The sequence below is a fragment of the Bacillus sp. NSP9.1 genome, from assembly GCF_000465465.2.
In the GTDB taxonomy this organism is placed as follows: domain Bacteria; phylum Bacillota; class Bacilli; order Bacillales; family Bacillaceae; genus Bacillus; species Bacillus sonorensis_A.
Genome location: NZ_CP048273.1, coordinates 1,993,390 through 2,009,905 on the forward strand (window position 1 = coordinate 1,993,390; position 16,516 = coordinate 2,009,905).

The 16,516-nt window shown below is 46.4% G+C and carries 14 protein-coding genes; 11 read left to right on the forward strand and 3 right to left on the reverse strand.

Annotated features, from left to right (window positions below; genetic code table 11):
- The first annotated feature begins 89 nt into the window (after positions 1–89).
- Complete coding sequence (locus M654_RS10365; protein WP_026586832.1) at positions 90–1,418, forward strand: PhoH family protein; 1,329 nt, start codon at positions 90–92, stop codon at positions 1,416–1,418.
- Between the two features lie 80 nt (positions 1,419–1,498).
- Here M654_RS10365 and M654_RS10370 read toward each other — a convergent pair whose 3' ends face one another.
- Positions 1,499–1,981: a hypothetical protein gene (locus tag M654_RS10370; RefSeq protein ID WP_026586833.1), complete on the reverse strand. Its 483-nt coding sequence runs from the start codon at positions 1,979–1,981 to the stop codon at positions 1,499–1,501.
- Between the two features lie 117 nt (positions 1,982–2,098).
- Here M654_RS10370 and glsA point away from each other — a divergent pair, with 117 nt between their 5' ends.
- The 4 genes from glsA (at position 2,099) to pyc (ending at position 8,501) form a co-directional block, all read left to right on the forward strand.
- On the forward strand, positions 2,099–3,028 hold the full coding sequence (gene glsA, locus M654_RS10375) for a glutaminase A (RefSeq protein ID WP_026586834.1): 930 nt from the start codon (positions 2,099–2,101) through the stop codon (positions 3,026–3,028).
- A 118-nt stretch (positions 3,029–3,146) separates the two neighbouring features.
- Positions 3,147–3,428: an Fpa/YlaN family protein gene (locus M654_RS10380; RefSeq protein WP_003181465.1), complete on the forward strand. Its 282-nt coding sequence runs from the start codon at positions 3,147–3,149 to the stop codon at positions 3,426–3,428.
- A 336-nt stretch (positions 3,429–3,764) separates the two neighbouring features.
- Entirely contained in the window at positions 3,765–4,976 is a 1,212-nt protein-coding gene (locus tag M654_RS10385) for an FtsW/RodA/SpoVE family cell cycle protein (RefSeq protein ID WP_026586835.1), read from the forward strand.
- Between the two features lie 78 nt (positions 4,977–5,054).
- A complete protein-coding gene (gene pyc, locus M654_RS10390) occupies positions 5,055–8,501 on the forward strand; it encodes a pyruvate carboxylase (protein WP_026586836.1) in 3,447 nt (1,148 codons plus the stop codon).
- 76 nt (positions 8,502–8,577) lie between these two features.
- Here pyc and M654_RS10395 read toward each other — a convergent pair whose 3' ends face one another.
- Positions 8,578–9,492, reverse strand: a complete 915-nt coding sequence (locus M654_RS10395) for a COX15/CtaA family protein (RefSeq protein WP_026586837.1) — start codon at positions 9,490–9,492, stop codon at positions 8,578–8,580.
- 399 nt (positions 9,493–9,891) lie between these two features.
- Between M654_RS10395 and cyoE the strand changes: the two genes are divergently transcribed.
- The 6 genes from cyoE to ctaG all read left to right on the forward strand — a co-directional run bounded on the left by cyoE (position 9,892) and on the right by ctaG (position 15,933).
- A complete protein-coding gene (gene cyoE, locus M654_RS10400; protein WP_077736885.1) occupies positions 9,892–10,818 on the forward strand; it encodes a heme o synthase in 927 nt (308 codons plus the stop codon).
- Positions 10,819–11,094: 276 nt separating this feature from the next.
- Positions 11,095–12,162, forward strand: a complete 1,068-nt coding sequence (coxB, locus tag M654_RS10405; protein ID WP_077736884.1) for a cytochrome c oxidase subunit II — start codon at positions 11,095–11,097, stop codon at positions 12,160–12,162.
- 32 nt (positions 12,163–12,194) lie between these two features.
- Complete coding sequence (gene ctaD / locus M654_RS10410; RefSeq protein WP_077736883.1) at positions 12,195–14,063, forward strand: cytochrome c oxidase subunit I; 1,869 nt, start codon at positions 12,195–12,197, stop codon at positions 14,061–14,063.
- Positions 14,063–14,686 carry a cytochrome c oxidase subunit III gene (ctaE, locus tag M654_RS10415; RefSeq protein WP_026586840.1) on the forward strand — a complete coding sequence of 208 codons (624 nt, stop codon included), beginning with the start codon at positions 14,063–14,065 and terminating at the stop codon, positions 14,684–14,686. Before ctaD ends, ctaE begins: the two co-directional genes overlap by 1 nt.
- Position 14,687: 1 nt before the next feature.
- Positions 14,688–15,017, forward strand: a complete 330-nt coding sequence (gene ctaF, locus M654_RS10420) for a cytochrome c oxidase subunit IVB (protein ID WP_026586841.1) — start codon at positions 14,688–14,690, stop codon at positions 15,015–15,017.
- 22 nt (positions 15,018–15,039) lie between these two features.
- Positions 15,040–15,933 carry a cytochrome c oxidase assembly factor CtaG gene (gene ctaG, locus M654_RS10425; protein WP_026586842.1) on the forward strand — a complete coding sequence of 298 codons (894 nt, stop codon included), beginning with the start codon at positions 15,040–15,042 and terminating at the stop codon, positions 15,931–15,933.
- Between the two features lie 53 nt (positions 15,934–15,986).
- Here ctaG and M654_RS10430 read toward each other — a convergent pair whose 3' ends face one another.
- Positions 15,987–16,346, reverse strand: coding sequence for a YugN family protein (locus M654_RS10430; protein ID WP_026586843.1), 360 nt, complete (start codon positions 16,344–16,346; stop codon positions 15,987–15,989).
- Positions 16,347–16,516: the final 170 nt, after the last annotated feature.

The window sequence follows — 16,516 nt, forward strand, 5'->3', positions numbered from 1 at the left end:
CACAAAAACATATATTTTAGCGGGCGCTCCATCAGCTTTTAACCCGCATAAGAATAAAAGGCTAAAAATCCTGATCAGGAGGCGAAAGATTGAGTAAAATTTATGTGCTAGATACGAATGTGTTATTGCAGGATCCGAATTCAATCTTTTCTTTCGAGGATAATGAGGTTGTCATCCCCGCTGTCGCATTGGAGGAAGTCGATTCAAAGAAACGCTATATGGATGAAATTGGGAGGAATGCAAGGCGCGTATCTAAACTGATAGATGATTTACGTTTAAAAGGAAGGCTGTATGAAAACGTGCCTCTTCCAAACGGAGGAAGCCTCAGAATCGAGCTCAACCACCGCTCATTTCAGCAGCTTCAGGAAATTTTCATTGAAAAAACAAACGACAACCGTATTTTGGCCGTGGCGAAAAACCTGAGCCTTGAAGAAGAAACGAAAGAAGGCGGGCGCCCGGTCATCCTTGTCTCAAAAGACATGCTGATCCGCGTCAAAGCCGATGCGATCGGTTTATTGTCCGAAGACTTTCTGCATGACAGGGTGGTTGATCATGATGATATATACAGCGGATTTACCGAATTGTTTATCAATGCCGACCAGATGAATGCATTTTATGAAAACAACTGCTTGCCCCTTGAAGAGATCAGCCGTGAGCCGCTTTGCCCCAATCAGTTCGTCGTCATGAAGGATGCGCTCGGCGGTTCTTCCTCTGCGCTCGGCATCGTTGATCAAAACGGAAAAGCCGTTAAAAAGCTGATTTTTGATCAGGAACAGGTCTGGGGCATCCGGTCGAGGAATGTGCAGCAGACGATGGCGCTTGAGCTTCTTTTAAGACAAGACATATCGCTTGTGACGCTCATCGGGAAAGCCGGAACGGGAAAAACGCTGTTGGCCCTGGCAGCAGGTCTTTTGCAGACGGAGGACTTGGGCCATTTTAAAAAGCTGGTCGTCACAAGGCCGATTGTACCTGTCGGAAAGGATATCGGCTATCTCCCGGGGGAAAAAGAAGAAAAGCTTCGGCCTTGGGTGCAGCCGATTTTTGACAACCTGGAATATTTGTTCAACGCCAAAAAGCCGGGAGAGCTTGACGATATTTTAGCGGGGATGGGCTCCATTCAAGTTGAGGCGCTCACATATATTCGGGGGAGAAGCATTCCTGATCAGTTCATCATCATCGATGAGGCCCAAAACCTGACCAAGCATGAGGTAAAGACGCTTTTAACCAGAGTCGGGGAGGGGAGCAAAATCGTCTTAATGGGCGATACCGAACAAATTGATCATCCGTACCTGGATGCGATGAATAACGGCTTGGCTTATGTTGTAGAGCGCTTTAAAGAGCAAAAAATTTCCGGGAATGTGAAGCTGTTAAAAGGGGAGCGTTCCGGACTGGCAAGGCTTGCGGCTGATTTGCTGTAACGAAAAAAACCTGGAATAGCGTCCAGGTTTTTGTGGCTTGTCCCCTGCGTTCACCGGTAATTGGCGGGGGTTTTTTTCGATTAGTTGATGCGGATTTTTTTGACATGTTTAATCGGATTCGCACGGTTTGATCCGTCCGCAAAATAAACGTGTACAGGCCCGTCTTCCGTCAGAGGTTTTCCTTTTTTACTGAAACAGAGAAGCGCTTCGTAAGCTTCGCTAATCGGGATGGAAACCTCATCGTTTTCTGTGACAAAGACGCACTCACTGGCGGAGTCGGACGCTTCCGCGTTTTTTAAAAACGGTTCAAGCTTGATCGCGAATGTCCCGTCAAGCAGCTTTTCCTTTTCATATTTTTTCTCTGATTTTAATGTCGGAGGTGAGACCGCTCCCTCCCTGATCAGGCGTTCCCGGTCAATCTCCAGGTCGCTGGTTTCCTCAGGAACCGCTCCGAGATGTGAAAAAAATTGATCCAGCTCGAATTTTCGGTCATCAAAAATCCAAACGCTTGGATCGAGTGTAATCGGGTATTTGACTTTCCCTGTAATCGTCACGATATTCATTTCTCTACCACTCCCTCACAGAAATTATAAGCGCTTTCTTTGGAATTGTCACTTCTCATAACAGCGCCTATTGCAGGGAAAGCTAAAGAAAAGACGCCTGGGATGGAGGGAAAGAACGTGAATTGCCGGCATAATGAGGAGCTCGAATATTTTGTCGCGGAAGCAAAAAAAGTAACTGAAAAAGGGAAAGTGGCATCTTACATCCCGGCTTTGGCTGAAATATCTGAAGATGATTTGTCAGCAGCTGTCTATTTTACTGACGGGACGTGTGTATCGGCGGGAGATGTAGAAAAAAAATTCACGCTCCAAAGTATATCAAAAGTGCTGTCCCTCGCTCTTGTGCTGATGGACCACGGCCCGGAAAAAGTGTTTCACTACGTGGGGCAGGAGCCGACAGGTGACCCGTTTAATTCCATCATCAAACTTGAAACCGTCAACCCGGGAAAGCCGCTGAATCCGATGATAAACGCCGGTGCATTAGTGGTGACAAGCATGATTAAAGGAGCGACAACATCCGAAAAAATCGGGCATCTCCTCGGCTTTGTCAAAACGCTTGCCAACAACAGGGGCATTACCATTTGCGAGAAGGTCGCAGAATCGGAGTTTCGAACGTCGATGGTCAATCGGGCGATGTGCTACTATATGAAAGAGCACGGCATTTTTCAGGCGGAAGTCGAAGATGTCATGGATGTTTATACAAAGCAATGCGCCATTGAAATGAACAGCCTTGACCTGGCGAAAATCGGCTGTGTCTTTGCCTTGAACGGCAAGCATCCCGAAACGGGGAAGCAGATCATTCCGAAAGATATCGCGAGAATCTGCAAAACATTCATGGTGACTTGCGGTATGTACAATGCCAGCGGAGAATTTGCGATAAAAATCGGAATACCGGCGAAAAGCGGTGTGTCAGGAGGAATCATGGGACTGTCCCCATACCGCTTTGGCATCGGCATATTCGGTCCGGCTTTGGATGAAAAAGGAAACAGCATTGCCGGAATCCGGCTGCTCGAACTTCTGTCCGCGAATTACAGCTTAAGCATTTTTTGAGAGGCTTTCGCCTCAGAAACAATACAGTGAAACGACAGAAATAGCTTGCTTTTTTTCCGCTTAGGCTTTATTATAAATAGAAGAATTAGGTACTCGCCTGGGGAACGGAGGGATACTTTTGGCGTCTGAGATTGTAGTCGACCATCGTGAAAAAGCACTTGCCCTGTTAAAACGTGATGCGGATAAAATTTTAAAGCTGATTCAAGTGCAAATGGACAACTTAACGATGCCTCAATGTCCTCTTTATGAAGAGGTTTTAGATACACAAATGTTCGGACTCTCTCGTGAAATTGACTTTGCTGTCCGCCTTGGATTAGTAGACGAAGAAGAGGGAAAAGAACTGCTTTACAGGCTGGAGCGAGAATTGTCTGCATTGCATGATGCATTTACAAAAAAATAAATGAATACTCAGGATCTACTGTAGCCTGAGTCAGCTTGTCGATGATGTGTCTGTGAAAGCAGACTGCCGGCAGGCTTTTTTTATTATATTCGGCACTATCAATGCATTCATTTTACGTTTTTTGGAGGAATGAGCATTGTTCATGACGAATAAACGAAGACACATACTTAGCCGATAAAAAAACTAAAGCTTTAATTCGAAAAAGACGGACTTTTCTTTTCCGGGAAGCTCGAAGTTTTAATAAAAGGGTATCCTTCGTTCTTTTTAAGAAAGTGTAGTAAAATAACGAAGGAGCCATCACAACTATTTTGAAAGGCAAGTAAGGAAGAGGATAATATGTTAAAAAGAATGCTCAAATCCTATGATTATTCACTAATCTTTGCTGTATTCCTTCTCTGCGGTTTCGGCCTCGTCATGGTATACAGCTCAAGCATGATCACAGCGGTAACAAGATATGGAAAGGACAGCGATTTCTTTTTTGACAGGCAGCTCATGTTCCTGGCGTTCGCAACGGTCATCTTTTTGTTCGCGGCCATATTTCCGTATAAGGCGTTCGCCAATCAAAAATTCCAAAAGATGTTACTGCTTGTTTCCGTCATCGCCTTGTTCGGGCTGTTTGTTGTCGGTCATGTGGCCGGGAATGCCCAGAGCTGGTTCAGGATTTCCGATTACGGGATCCAGCCGGGGGAGTTTGTCAAGCTGACCGTCATCTTGTATCTTTCTTCCGTCTATGCCAAAAAACAAAGCTATATTGACAACTTGGGAGCGGGAATCGCCCCCCCTGCGATCATCACGCTCGTCATTTGCGCTTTGGTTGCCGTTCAGCCCGATTTCGGGACGGCTTCCATCATCGCACTGATCGCTTTGTGCATCATTCTGTGTTCGGGATTCAGCGGAAAAACATTGCTTAAGCTCGTCCTATTGACAGGTATTGTTCTTGTGCTGGTCAGTCCGCTGATTCTTTTAAATCTGGATGACATTTTAACGGAAGGGCGGATGAACCGGTTTGAAAGCTACCAAAACCCGTTCTTAGATTCAAAAGGCTCAGGGTTTCAGGTCGTAAATTCCTACCTTGCGATCGGTTCCGGAGGGCTGTTTGGCCTCGGTCTCGGCGAGAGTGTGCAAAAGTATGGATATTTGCCTGAATCACACACCGACTTTATTATGGCGATCATCGCCGAGGAGCTCGGGATTTTTGGTGTCTTGTTTGTCGTGCTGCTGCTCGGCTTCATCGTCCTGAAAGGCTTTTATATTGCCAGGAAATGCGATGATCCGTTCGGCAGCCTGCTGGCGATCGGAATATCGAGCATGATCGCCATTCAGTCATTTATCAACTTGGGCGGCATCTCCGGCCTGATTCCTTTGACAGGTGTAACGCTTCCATTCATCAGCTATGGAGGTTCATCTCTTGTTGTCCTCATGGCAAGCGCGGGGATATTGGTCAATATCAGCATGTTCAACGACTATTTTGACCGGTACAAACGAAAACAGCCTGTTAATACTACAAAAACGAAAGAAAATCAATATAAAAAAAGTATAAATTTTTAAAAAACTAAGCGTGTACAGTGATGCTGGATTCATTTAGAATAGATACATACTTAAAACAAGCGGATAAGGGGGAACGACATGTCACAGCAGTCTATACAAAAAGTACTTGTCGCGAACAGAGGGGAAATCGCCATCCGCGTTTTTCGCGCATGTACAGAACTGAATATCCGCACGGTTGCGGTCTATTCTAAAGAAGACAGCGGGTCATATCACAGATATAAAGCGGATGAAGCATATTTGATCGGCGAAGGGAAAAAACCGATCGATGCGTATCTCGATATTGAAGGGATCATTGAGATTGCCAAGCGCAACCATGTTGACGCCATCCATCCCGGATACGGCTTTCTATCTGAAAACATACAGTTTGCCAGGCGCTGTGAAGAAGAAGGGATCATTTTTATCGGACCGACTTCAAAGCACTTGGATATGTTCGGAGACAAAGTCAAAGCCCGCGAGCAGGCTGAAAAAGCCGGAATCCCTGTCATACCGGGAAGCGACGGACCTGTAGCGGGAATAGAGGATGTCAAACGCTTTGCCGAAGAATACGGCTATCCGTTCATTATTAAAGCGTCCCTTGGCGGCGGAGGCCGCGGCATGCGGATTGTCAGAGAAGAGTCTGAGCTTCAGGAATCCTATAACCGTGCGAAATCAGAGGCGAAAGCCGCTTTTGGAAATGATGAAGTCTATGTTGAAAAGCTGATCGAAAAGCCGAAGCATATCGAAGTTCAGGTGATCGGAGACAAAGAAGGCCATGTGGTGCACTTATATGATCGGGACTGCTCTGTGCAAAGGCGTCATCAAAAGGTCATTGAAATAGCGCCGAGCGTTTCACTTTCCGATTCACTCAGGGAAGAAATTTGCGAAGCCGCCGTCAAGCTTGCGAAAAACGTCAATTATATCAATGCCGGAACGGTCGAATTTTTAGTTGCAAACGATGAATTTTTCTTTATTGAAGTCAATCCGCGCGTTCAGGTTGAACATACCATCACGGAAATGGTGACAGGTGTTGATATCGTGCAGACACAGATTCTGATAGCCGCGGGATTCAGTCTGAAAAGCAGTGAGATCAGCATTCCGAACCAGGATGCCATCACGCTCCACGGATATGCGATCCAGTCGAGGGTCACGACAGAAGATCCGTCAAACAACTTCATGCCTGATACCGGAAAAATTATGGCTTACCGCTCCGGAGGGGGATTCGGGGTTCGCCTTGATACGGGGAACAGTTTCCAGGGGGCCGTGATTACGCCTTACTACGATTCACTGCTCGTGAAGCTGTCAACATGGGCGCTGACGTTCGAACAGGCCGCGGCTAAAATGGTGCGAAATCTTCAGGAATTCCGGATTAGAGGCATTAAGACCAACATTCCGTTTCTCGAAAATGTCGCCAAACATGAAAAATTCTTGACCGGACAATACGATACATCCTTTATCGATACAACGCCAGAGCTTTTTGTGTTTCCGAAACAAAAAGACCGCGGCACCAAAATGCTGACGTACATCGGCAATGTCACGGTAAACGGCTTTCCTGGAATCGATAAAGGGAAGAAGCCTGAATTTGACAAGCCGCAGATCATCAAAACGGATGTCGATCAGCCGATTGCCTCCGGAACAAAACAGATCCTTGACGAGCGGGGAGCTGAAGGTCTTGTCAAATGGGTTCAGGAGCAAAAAGAAGTGCTTCTTACCGATACGACATTCCGCGATGCCCACCAGTCATTGCTCGCCACAAGGGTGAGGACGAATGATCTGAAGAAAATCGCCAATCCGACAGCAGCGGTCTGGCCTGAACTGTTCAGCCTCGAAATGTGGGGCGGGGCTACGTTTGACGTGGCATACCGTTTCTTAAAAGAAGACCCTTGGAAAAGGCTTGAGGAGCTGCGGAAAGAGATTCCGAACACGATGTTTCAAATGCTCCTGAGGTCATCAAACGCTGTCGGCTATAAAAACTACCCGGACAATCTGATTAAAAAGTTCGTCAGCGAATCGGCGGCAGCCGGAATCGATGTATTCCGTATTTTTGACAGTCTGAACTGGGTGAAAGGCATGACGCTTGCGATAGACGCGGTGCGCGATTCAGGTAAGCTCGCTGAAGCGGCAATCTGTTACACGGGTGACATCCTTGATCCGAACAGAACAAAGTATAACCTTGACTATTACACTTCGCTGGCCAAAGAGCTTGAAGCGGCCGGAGCCCATATTCTCGGCATTAAAGACATGGCCGGACTATTGAGGCCTCAGGCGGCTTATGAACTGGTGTCCGCATTGAAAGAGACAATCGACATCCCGATCCATCTGCACACGCATGACACGAGCGGAAACGGAATCTATATGTATGCAAAGGCGATTGAAGCTGGCGTCGATATCGTCGATGTAGCGGTCAGCTCGATGGCCGGATTAACGTCACAGCCAAGTGCAAGCTCGCTTTATCACGCGCTTGAAGGCGATGAGCGCCGTCCGCGTTTAAATGTCGATGCAGTCGAGTCTTTGTCCCAATATTGGGAGTCTGTAAGAAAGTATTACAATGAGTTTGAGAGCGGAATGAACGCACCTCATACCGAAATTTATAAACATGAAATGCCTGGCGGACAGTACAGCAACCTTCAGCAGCAGGCTAAAGGAGTCGGCCTCGGCGACCGCTGGAATGAAGTAAAAGATATGTACAGCCGGGTCAATCATCTGTTTGGAGATATCGTAAAAGTTACGCCGTCTTCCAAAGTGGTTGGCGATATGGCGCTATATATGGTACAAAATAAACTGACTGAAAAAGATATTTTTGAACGGGGAGAATCCCTGGATTTTCCGGATTCAGTCGTCGAGCTTTTCAAAGGCTACCTCGGCCAGCCGCACGGCGGCTTCCCGGAGAAGCTGCAAAAGCTGATTTTAAAAGGGCAGGAGCCGATTACCGTCCGCCCCGGAGAGCTGCTTGAACCGGTTTCTTTCGCTGATTTGAAAGCCGAGTTCTTGGAAAACCACGGTGTGGAGCTGACTGATCAGGATGTCGTCGCATATGCGCTTTATCCGAAAGTCTTTACGGAGTACGTTAAAACGGCAGAGCTGTACGGGGACATCTCTGTGCTCGATACACCGACCTTTTTCTACGGCATGACGCTCGGAGAAGAAATCGAAGTCGAAATTGAACGAGGAAAAACGCTGATCGTGAAGCTTGTCTCAATCGGAGAACCTCGTCCCGATGCGACAAGGGTCGTCTACTTTGAACTGAACGGACAGCCTCGTGAAGTGGTCATCAAAGATGAAAGCATTAAATCGTCCGTTCACCAAAAGGTGAAAGCCGATCGTTCAAACCCGAACCATATCGCGGCTTCCATGCCGGGTACGGTCATTAAGCTTCTTGTCGGAAAAGGCGATAAAGTCAATAAAGGCGATCATTTGATGATCAATGAAGCGATGAAAATGGAGACGACGGTCCAGGCTCCGTTTACAGGGACGGTTGAAAGCATCCATGTCGCAAACGGAGAAGCGATTCAAACCGGTGATCTTCTCATTGAAATGAAAAAAATATGATATTTCAGGCCGCTGACATTTTGTCGGCGGCTTTTTTCATCAAAAAACCCCTGCATGAAAGCAGGGGCCATAGCGTTTATTTTTGAGTTTTTGCCTGCCGGCGGTAGCGGACAACGAGCAGCAGGAAATAGCATAAAATGCCGAACACACCTGAAATAAAGAATGCGTGTGCAAGCGCAAAACTCAGATCCAACCGGGTCATGACGACCAAAATGCCTGACACCGCCTGAAGTGTGATCAGGATCAGAGATGCGATCCAGCCCCAGAATATCCGCTTCTGATTGTGATAATGTCTGACAGCGTGGATCATGGCGACGACAATCCATGCGAAAAGAAGGAGTGCTGCCGCTCTGTGGCCCATCTGCACCCATTCATGAAAGGTCGACGGAAACCAGCCGTTCGCCGTGCTGCACATCGGAAAGTCAAGGCAGGCAAGGCTCGATGTCGTGTGGCGGACATAGGCTCCTGTATAAACAACGAGATATGTGTATATAATGGTTCCTATCATATGAAACTGCATGGTTTTTCCTATATAAAAAGACTCGGCTTTTTCGCTTTTGTCTGCTTCGAAAATGAGAAATGTCAGAAGCAGAACCGATGCGAAGGAAATGAGCGAAATCCCGAAGTGCAGAGCCATGATTAATGCCGAGGATCCGAATACGACGGCGGCAGCTCCCAACAGCGCCTGAAGAATAAGAAAGACAACCGACATAACCGCGAGAAATTTTGTTTCCTTGACATGGCCGATTTTTCTCCAGGACCAAATGGCGAGAGCGAGCACGAGTATCCCGGATGTTCCGCTGACAAACCTGTGGCTCCATTCGATGATCGATTCCAGATTGAGGGCGGGAAATATGCTTCCGTTGCACAGCGGCCATGACCTGCCGCATCCCATTCCGGATCCCGTCTTCGTGACGAGGGCGCCGCCGATCAGCACGAAGAGCATGGCGATGGTCGTAATAATTCCCAACCCTTTTAATGCTTTATTCATACATTTAATTCTCCTTTTAATACAAACTGACTAATTAAAATAATGATCCATCTTCAAGTTTAAGCGAATTGGTGTTCTTTCTGCAATTCATTATCATGAATGTTCACAAAAATGCAATAGACGGCGTTCACATTTTTCTTGGATTTGAAGTCTTGATTATTCTGGTGTCGTTTGATAGAACTATATTAGAATGAGGATGTTTTTCTGCTCTTGTTCACATTATTTCCTTCATCTGTAATGAAAGTCATAAAAAGTTCACAAATATAAACCGGTTTGTCGATTAATATTTAATAGGCTGTTTTTTTCCAACCGGTAATCTTGTATGATAGAGTTGTAGGTTTTTTATGAATATACCGCTTCTCTTCACGTGATGAAGGTTTGAGTAAGGGGGGTAACATTATGGCTGAATCCAGAATTACAGCTGATACAGCAATGAATGGACAAATAGAAGAAACGACAGCGTGGAAGGATTTCCTCGCCCTTATCAAAGTCGGGATTGTTTACTCAAACCTGATAACAACTTTTACGGGTATGTGGCTCGCTTTTTATTTATCAAACCTGAGCTTTTTAGGAAACCTGGATACCGTGCTGTTTACTTTAGCGGGATCCTCGCTGATTATCGCGGGATCATGCGTCATCAACAACTACTATGACCGCGATATTGACCAGCTCATGCAGCGGACGAAAACAAGGCCGACTGTGACTGGCAAAATCCAGCCTTCCCAGGCGTTATGGTTTGGCATTTTGCTGATTGCACTCGGTTTTATCATGTTGCTTATGACCACATTGACGGCTGCGTTAGTAGGATTTGTCGGTGTTTTTACGTATGTTTTTCTCTATACGATGTGGTCGAAGCGCCGCTATACGATCAATACGATTGTCGGAAGCATTTCGGGAGCCGTTCCTCCTCTGATCGGGTGGACCGCTGTCCAAGGCACGATCGGTGTTGAGGCATGGGTGCTGTTTTTAATCATGTTTATTTGGCAGATTCCCCACTTTCTCGCGCTTGCGATTAAGAAAACGGAGGAATACAGAGCGGCAAACATTCCGATGCTGCCTGTCGTACACGGTTTTGATATCACAAAAAGGCAAATCATCATTTGGATCGCCTGCTTGATGCCGCTGCCGTTTTTCCTGGGCGGACTAGGTTTGCCGATCGTCATTCTGGGAACAGTATTAAATATAGGCTGGCTCGTTTGCGGCCTTATCGGATTTAGAAGCAAGGATGTCATGAAGTGGGCAACACTCATGTTTGTATATTCATTAAATTACTTGACCATCTTCTTCGTGGCCATGGTCGTTTTTACACTTTTTAAAATTGGATAAAGTAAAACTCTATATTCATCACATTGAAGGCTGTCACTTAACACTTCAAGCAGACAACAATCATGTAAAAGCCGCCTTATCGATTTTTCGATTATGTTATATGGGCGGCTTTACGTTCATACATAGATGGTATTTTGAGTAAAAAAACTCATTATTTAAGAAAAGAGGAAATGTAAGTGCTTTATTTTAAGTGTAGAGTCAGATGGATGAATGAGTGTCCTATAAAAGCTTAAGCAGGAAGTTCCAAAAGGATTGATTGAAAAGGGGTTGGGTTGAATGTTTAAAAAGTGGCGTCTGATTTCGCTGTTCGCTGTTTTGACGCTCGTTTTAACAGGGTGTGGAGAACCGTTTTTATCTACGCTGACGCCCGCTGGGGAAGTGGCGGATAAGCAATATGACCTGATGGTTCTCAGCACGCTGATCATGGTGGTTGTCGTTGTCGTGGTAAGCTTCATCTTCGTGTTTGTCATCGTCAAATACAGAAGGTCTCGTCTAGGTGAAGACCACATTCCGAAACAGGTTGAAGGAAACCGAAATTTAGAAATTTTATGGACTGTTATTCCGATTCTTCTTCTTCTCATCCTTGTCGTACCTGTTGTCGCGCAAACATTTGATTTAGCTGATACGAAGCCGATGAATAAGAAAAACAGAGACCCGGAAAAAGCGCTGGTCGTCAATGTCCGGGCAAACCTGTACTGGTGGGAATTTGAGTATCCGGACTACGGTGTTGTGACAAGCCAGGAGCTGGTTGTGCCGACAGATGAACGGGTTTATTTCAAACTGAAGGCTTCCGATGTCAAGCATTCATTCTGGGTTCCTGCCGTTGGCGGAAAAGTTGATACGAATACTGAAAATGAAAACGAATTTTATTTAACGTTCGATTCGGAACGGGCCAAAAAGGCGGGGGAATATTTTTACGGCAAGTGCGCCGAGCTTTGCGGACCTTCACACGCTTTGATGGACTTTAAGGTTAAAGCGGTTTCGAAGGATGATTTCAAAAAGTGGATGAGCAAAATGGAAAACTATGATGCAAAGCCGACAACAGACCTTGCTATCGAAGGTGAAAAGGTTTTCAAACAGAAAAACTGCCTGAGCTGTCATGCGACAGATACGAAAGACCAAAGGGCTGAAGCGGCTAGAACCGCACCGAATCTCGCGACCTTTGGAGAAAGGTCCAAAATAGCCGGTGTCAAGGAGTTTAACGATGAAAACCTGAGAGCATGGCTCAAGGACCCTGAAAGCATCAAGCCGGGCAACAAAATGACCGGAACATACCCTGATTTAAACGACAGGGAACTCGATGCACTGACTGAATACTTGAAGGGGTTAAAAACCGAAGACTAACGCTTCAAAGGGAGAATGAGGGAGGTTACATTGTGAGTACGCTTAAACAAAAGCAAGGTTTTGGGGCTGTATTATGGGATTACTTAACAACTGTCGATCATAAAAAGATTGCCATACTTTATTTAGTTGCCGGCGGGTTTTTCTTTATCCTCGGAGGCATTGAAGCGATGCTGATCCGGATTCAGCTGATGTTCCCGCAGAACGATATCGTAAGCGCCGGCGTCTATAATGAGATTATGACAATGCACGGCACAACGATGATTTTCCTGGCGGCCATGCCGCTTCTGTTTGCCTTGATGAACGCCGTTGTTCCGCTGCAGATCGGAGCGCGTGATGTCGCATTTCCATTCTTGAATTCACTTGGGTTCTGGCTGTTCTTTTTTGGCGGCATTTTCCTGAACTTAAGCTGGTTTCTGGGAGGGGCGCCCGATGCCGGCTGGACGTCTTATGCTTCGCTTTCTCTTAATTCGGAAGGGCACGGGATTGACTTCTTTGTGCTCGGTCTGCAAATATCGGGGATCGGTACACTGATTGCGGGGATCAACTTTTTGGCGACGATCATTAACATGAGGGCGCCGGGAATGACCTATATGAGACTGCCGCTTTTCACATGGACGACGTTTGTGGCTTCCGCACTCATTCTGTTCGCTTTTCCTCCTTTAACGGTCGGAATTGCGCTATTGATGTTTGACAGATTGTTCGGCACAAGCTTTTTTAATCCTGAATTAGGCGGTAATACGATCATTTGGGAACATCTGTTTTGGATTTTCGGTCATCCTGAAGTTTATATTCTCATTTTGCCGTCGTTCGGAATCTTTTCAGAGATCATACCGGTTTTCTCCAGAAAAAGGCTGTTTGGCTATTCATCTATGGTTTTTGCGACCGTGCTGATCGGCTTTTTAGGCTTCATGGTATGGGCTCACCACATGTTTACGACAGGCCTCGGACCTGTGGCAAACGCGATATTTGCAGTGGCAACGATGGCCATCGCCGTTCCGACGGGGATCAAAGTCTTCAACTGGCTTTTGACGGCCTGGGGCGGAAGCATTAAGTTCACGACACCGATGCTTTATGCGGTATCGTTTATTCCGTCTTTTGTCATGGGCGGGGTGACAGGGGTTATGCTGGCCGCTGCACCTGCCGACTATCAATTCCATGATACGTACTTTGTCGTTGCCCATTTCCATTACGTCATCATTGGCGGTGTCGTTTTGGCCCTGTTGGCAGGCGCCCATTACTGGTGGCCGAAAATGTTCGGCAAAATGCTCAGCGAATCTTTAGGGAAAATTACTTTTGTGCTCTTTTTCATCGGCTTCCACCTGACATTCTTCATCCAGCATTGGCTTGGATTGTGGGGGATGCCGAGACGCGTATTCACGTACTTGCCGAATCAGGGCCTTGACGCGGCGAACCTGGTCAGCTCAATTGGGGCATTGTTTATGGCGGCCGCTGTCATTATACTGGTGTTCAATATCATAGTGACGGCAGCCAAAGGGAAGAAAGTCGGAAGCGACCCTTGGGGAGACGGAAGAACGCTCGAATGGGCCGTTTCATCTCCGCCTCCGGAATACAACTTTAAGCAGCTGCCGCTTGTCAGGGGTCTTGATGCTTTATGGATTGAGAAAAGAGCCGGCAAGCAAACGATGACGGCTGCCGAGCCTCTTCAGGATGTTCATATGCCGAACGGCTCGATTCTTCCTCTCATTATGTCCTTTGGGCTGTTTGTTTCGGCGTTTGGCTTTATGTATCGGACGGAGTTTGCCTGGGGGCTGCCTGTCATCCTGATCGGGCTGGGAATCACATTCCTGTCGATGCTCCTGAGATCTGTGATTGATGATCACGGATACCATATTCATAAAGAAGATCTGATGGATGACGATGACAAAGGGGTGAAGGCATAATGCATACAGAAGAGAAATTAACGGCTGAAACCTTCCCGGCTTCTCCTGAAAAAGCAACTTTAGAAGGAAAAAATAAGTTTATCGGATTTTGGCTATTTCTCGGAGGAGAGACCGTACTGTTCGCGTCTCTCTTCGCGACTTATCTCGCGCTAAAAGGGTCAAATGCAGGCGGGCCGAAAACGAGCGACATGTTCGACATCAGCCTTGTGTTTGCGGCGACGATGCTCCTGCTCACAAGCAGTTTGACGAGCGTTTATGCGATGCATCACATGAAGAACTTCGCTTTTAAAAAGATGCAGATCTGGCTGGGAATTACCGTTTTGCTCGGCGCCGGCTTCCTTGCACTGGAGATTTACGAATTCAACCATTACGTGCACGAATATGACTTTACCATTACAAGCTCCGCTCTCGGATCGGCTTTTTACACGCTCGTCGGTACACACGGAGCACACGTTACCTTCGGGCTTCTCTGGATCATCACATTGATGATCCGCAACATGGGACGCGGCTTGAGCCTGTACAACGCCCCGAAATTTTTTGTTGCGAGTCTTTACTGGCACTTTATCGACGTTGTCTGGGTGTTTATCTTTACCGTTGTATACTTGATGGGGATGGTGGGATAGAATGGTGAATAATGAAAACAGAGGAAACCCCAAAACAGATCTTGCTTACCGCAGAAAGAAAAACGCGGAGGACATGAAATACCAGCTCATTTCTTTTGGTTTGATGATCGGTCTGACCATTGTCGCTTTTTTGACGGTGGCTTCAGATGCCGGCATATGGTTTACGGTTCCGTTCATTTTGCTGCTGGCGATCATTCAGGTTGCGTTTCAGCTCTATTATTTTATGCATATGAGTCAGCGGGGGCATGAAGCGCCTTCTTTATTCCTCTATTCAGGAGTTTTGGTCGCGTTTGTTACCGTTTTGGCCTTTATGACGCTGATCTGGTTGTAATTCAGAAAGGAGGATGCTCACGATGGGCAGCCTTGAGATCTTCGGTTTTCGTGCGCTTTGGAGCCCCTATTTCCTAGGGGCTGTCCTTGTCGTCACGGCTCTTTATTTTTTTCTGGTCACTCGTTTAGGATCTGAAAACGAACGGGCTTCAAGAAAAGAAATCAGTTTGTTTCTGTCCGCCATGGTTCTTGTCTATATGTCAAAAGGCAGTCCGCTTGATTTGCTTGGACATATCATGTTCAGCGCACATATGGCACAGATGGCGATTTTATACTTGGTGGTGCCGCCGCTCATCATCCTTGGGGTGCCGGCATGGTTATGGAAGAAATTCATTTTTCGGCCGGTTGTTAAACCGCTCTTTCGGTTTTTGACAAAGCCTTTGATTGCCATTATCGTGTTTAACGGCTTATTTTCGATGTATCATGTTCCGCTTGTGTTTGATTTTATTAAGACAGATGCTGTTTACCATGCGGCGGTAACGGTTTTGCTTTTTATTGCCGGGTTTTTCATGTGGTGGCCGCTGATTCATCGGATCGAGGGGCTTCCGCAAATGAACGGACTTTTGAAAATGGGTTACATTATGGCTGACGGAATATTGCTCACACCTGCCTGTGCTTTGATTATGTTCAGCGGTACGCCTCTGTATGCGACATACTCTGATCCATCCGCTTGGGTGGAAGCGATGAAATTGTGTGTACCTCTTGATATGCTGAGCGGCATGTCTCTCACAGGTCCGGAAATGTTCAGCAGCATGCCGGTTTTGGAAGATCAGCAGCTCGGAGCAATCGTGATGAAAATTATCCAGGAAATTGTGTATGGAACATTTTTGGCGATCGTCTTCTTCAGCTGGGCTAAAAAGGAAAGGGCAAAGGATGAAGAAGAATTGGAAGATTACTCTCCATCAACGGTCCATTGAGATGAAAAAGGGTACAGCCCCTAACCGGCTGTACCCTTTTTATGTAAGGCTTGTTACACTTCGAGCGCGGAAACTTTTTCCTTGACGGCTTTTAAAACAGAGCGGCTTGTTTGAAGCAGCTGCTTTGGAAAATGCTCATTTTCTCCGTATTCAACCCCATGCGGATAATAATATTTTCCTAAAAGCGGCGTCATCAGCTTAATCACTGCGCGTTTTGCGCCGACATCGCCTTCAATCGCATATCCGAAAACCCGCAGATAATATCTTCCTTCCACCATGTCAAATTTGCGGTCATAGGTCACCCGTTCATAATCCCATTGGCCGGCCCTGACAAACCCCTCATTTTCCATGATATCGTCCAGTCGATTAAGATCAGCAGTCAGCCCTTCAATACCGGATTCTTCAAATTTCATCCCTTAAAGCCCCCTTTTTAAAAAATTACCTTTACTGACAATCATAGTATGAAAGCGTTAAACTTTCAATCCTGGCAGGAGCGATATATAAATATTTTTGTGAAAAGTATGAATCGCGCATGGCTTGACGACAATATGAACAAAGTCTAAAGACAAGAGGGAGGTCTTTT

Bases quoted from the DNA above. Each gene is read 5' to 3' on its own strand.
- M654_RS10370 (WP_026586833.1), bottom strand. From the start codon at position 1,981: ATGAATATCGTGACGATTACAGGGAAAGTCAAATACCCGATTACACTC.
- M654_RS10385 (WP_026586835.1), top strand. From the start codon at position 3,765: ATGTTAAAAAGAATGCTCAAATCCTATGATTATTCACTAATCTTTGCT.
- pyc (WP_026586836.1), top strand. From the start codon at position 5,055: ATGTCACAGCAGTCTATACAAAAAGTACTTGTCGCGAACAGAGGGGAA.
- M654_RS10395 (WP_026586837.1), bottom strand. From the start codon at position 9,492: ATGAATAAAGCATTAAAAGGGTTGGGAATTATTACGACCATCGCCATG.
- cyoE (WP_077736885.1), top strand. From the start codon at position 9,892: ATGGCTGAATCCAGAATTACAGCTGATACAGCAATGAATGGACAAATA.
- coxB (WP_077736884.1), top strand. From the start codon at position 11,095: ATGTTTAAAAAGTGGCGTCTGATTTCGCTGTTCGCTGTTTTGACGCTC.
- ctaE (WP_026586840.1), top strand. From the start codon at position 14,063: ATGCATACAGAAGAGAAATTAACGGCTGAAACCTTCCCGGCTTCTCCT.
- ctaF (WP_026586841.1), top strand. From the start codon at position 14,688: ATGGTGAATAATGAAAACAGAGGAAACCCCAAAACAGATCTTGCTTAC.
- ctaG (WP_026586842.1), top strand. From the start codon at position 15,040: ATGGGCAGCCTTGAGATCTTCGGTTTTCGTGCGCTTTGGAGCCCCTAT.
- M654_RS10430 (WP_026586843.1), bottom strand. From the start codon at position 16,346: ATGAAATTTGAAGAATCCGGTATTGAAGGGCTGACTGCTGATCTTAAT.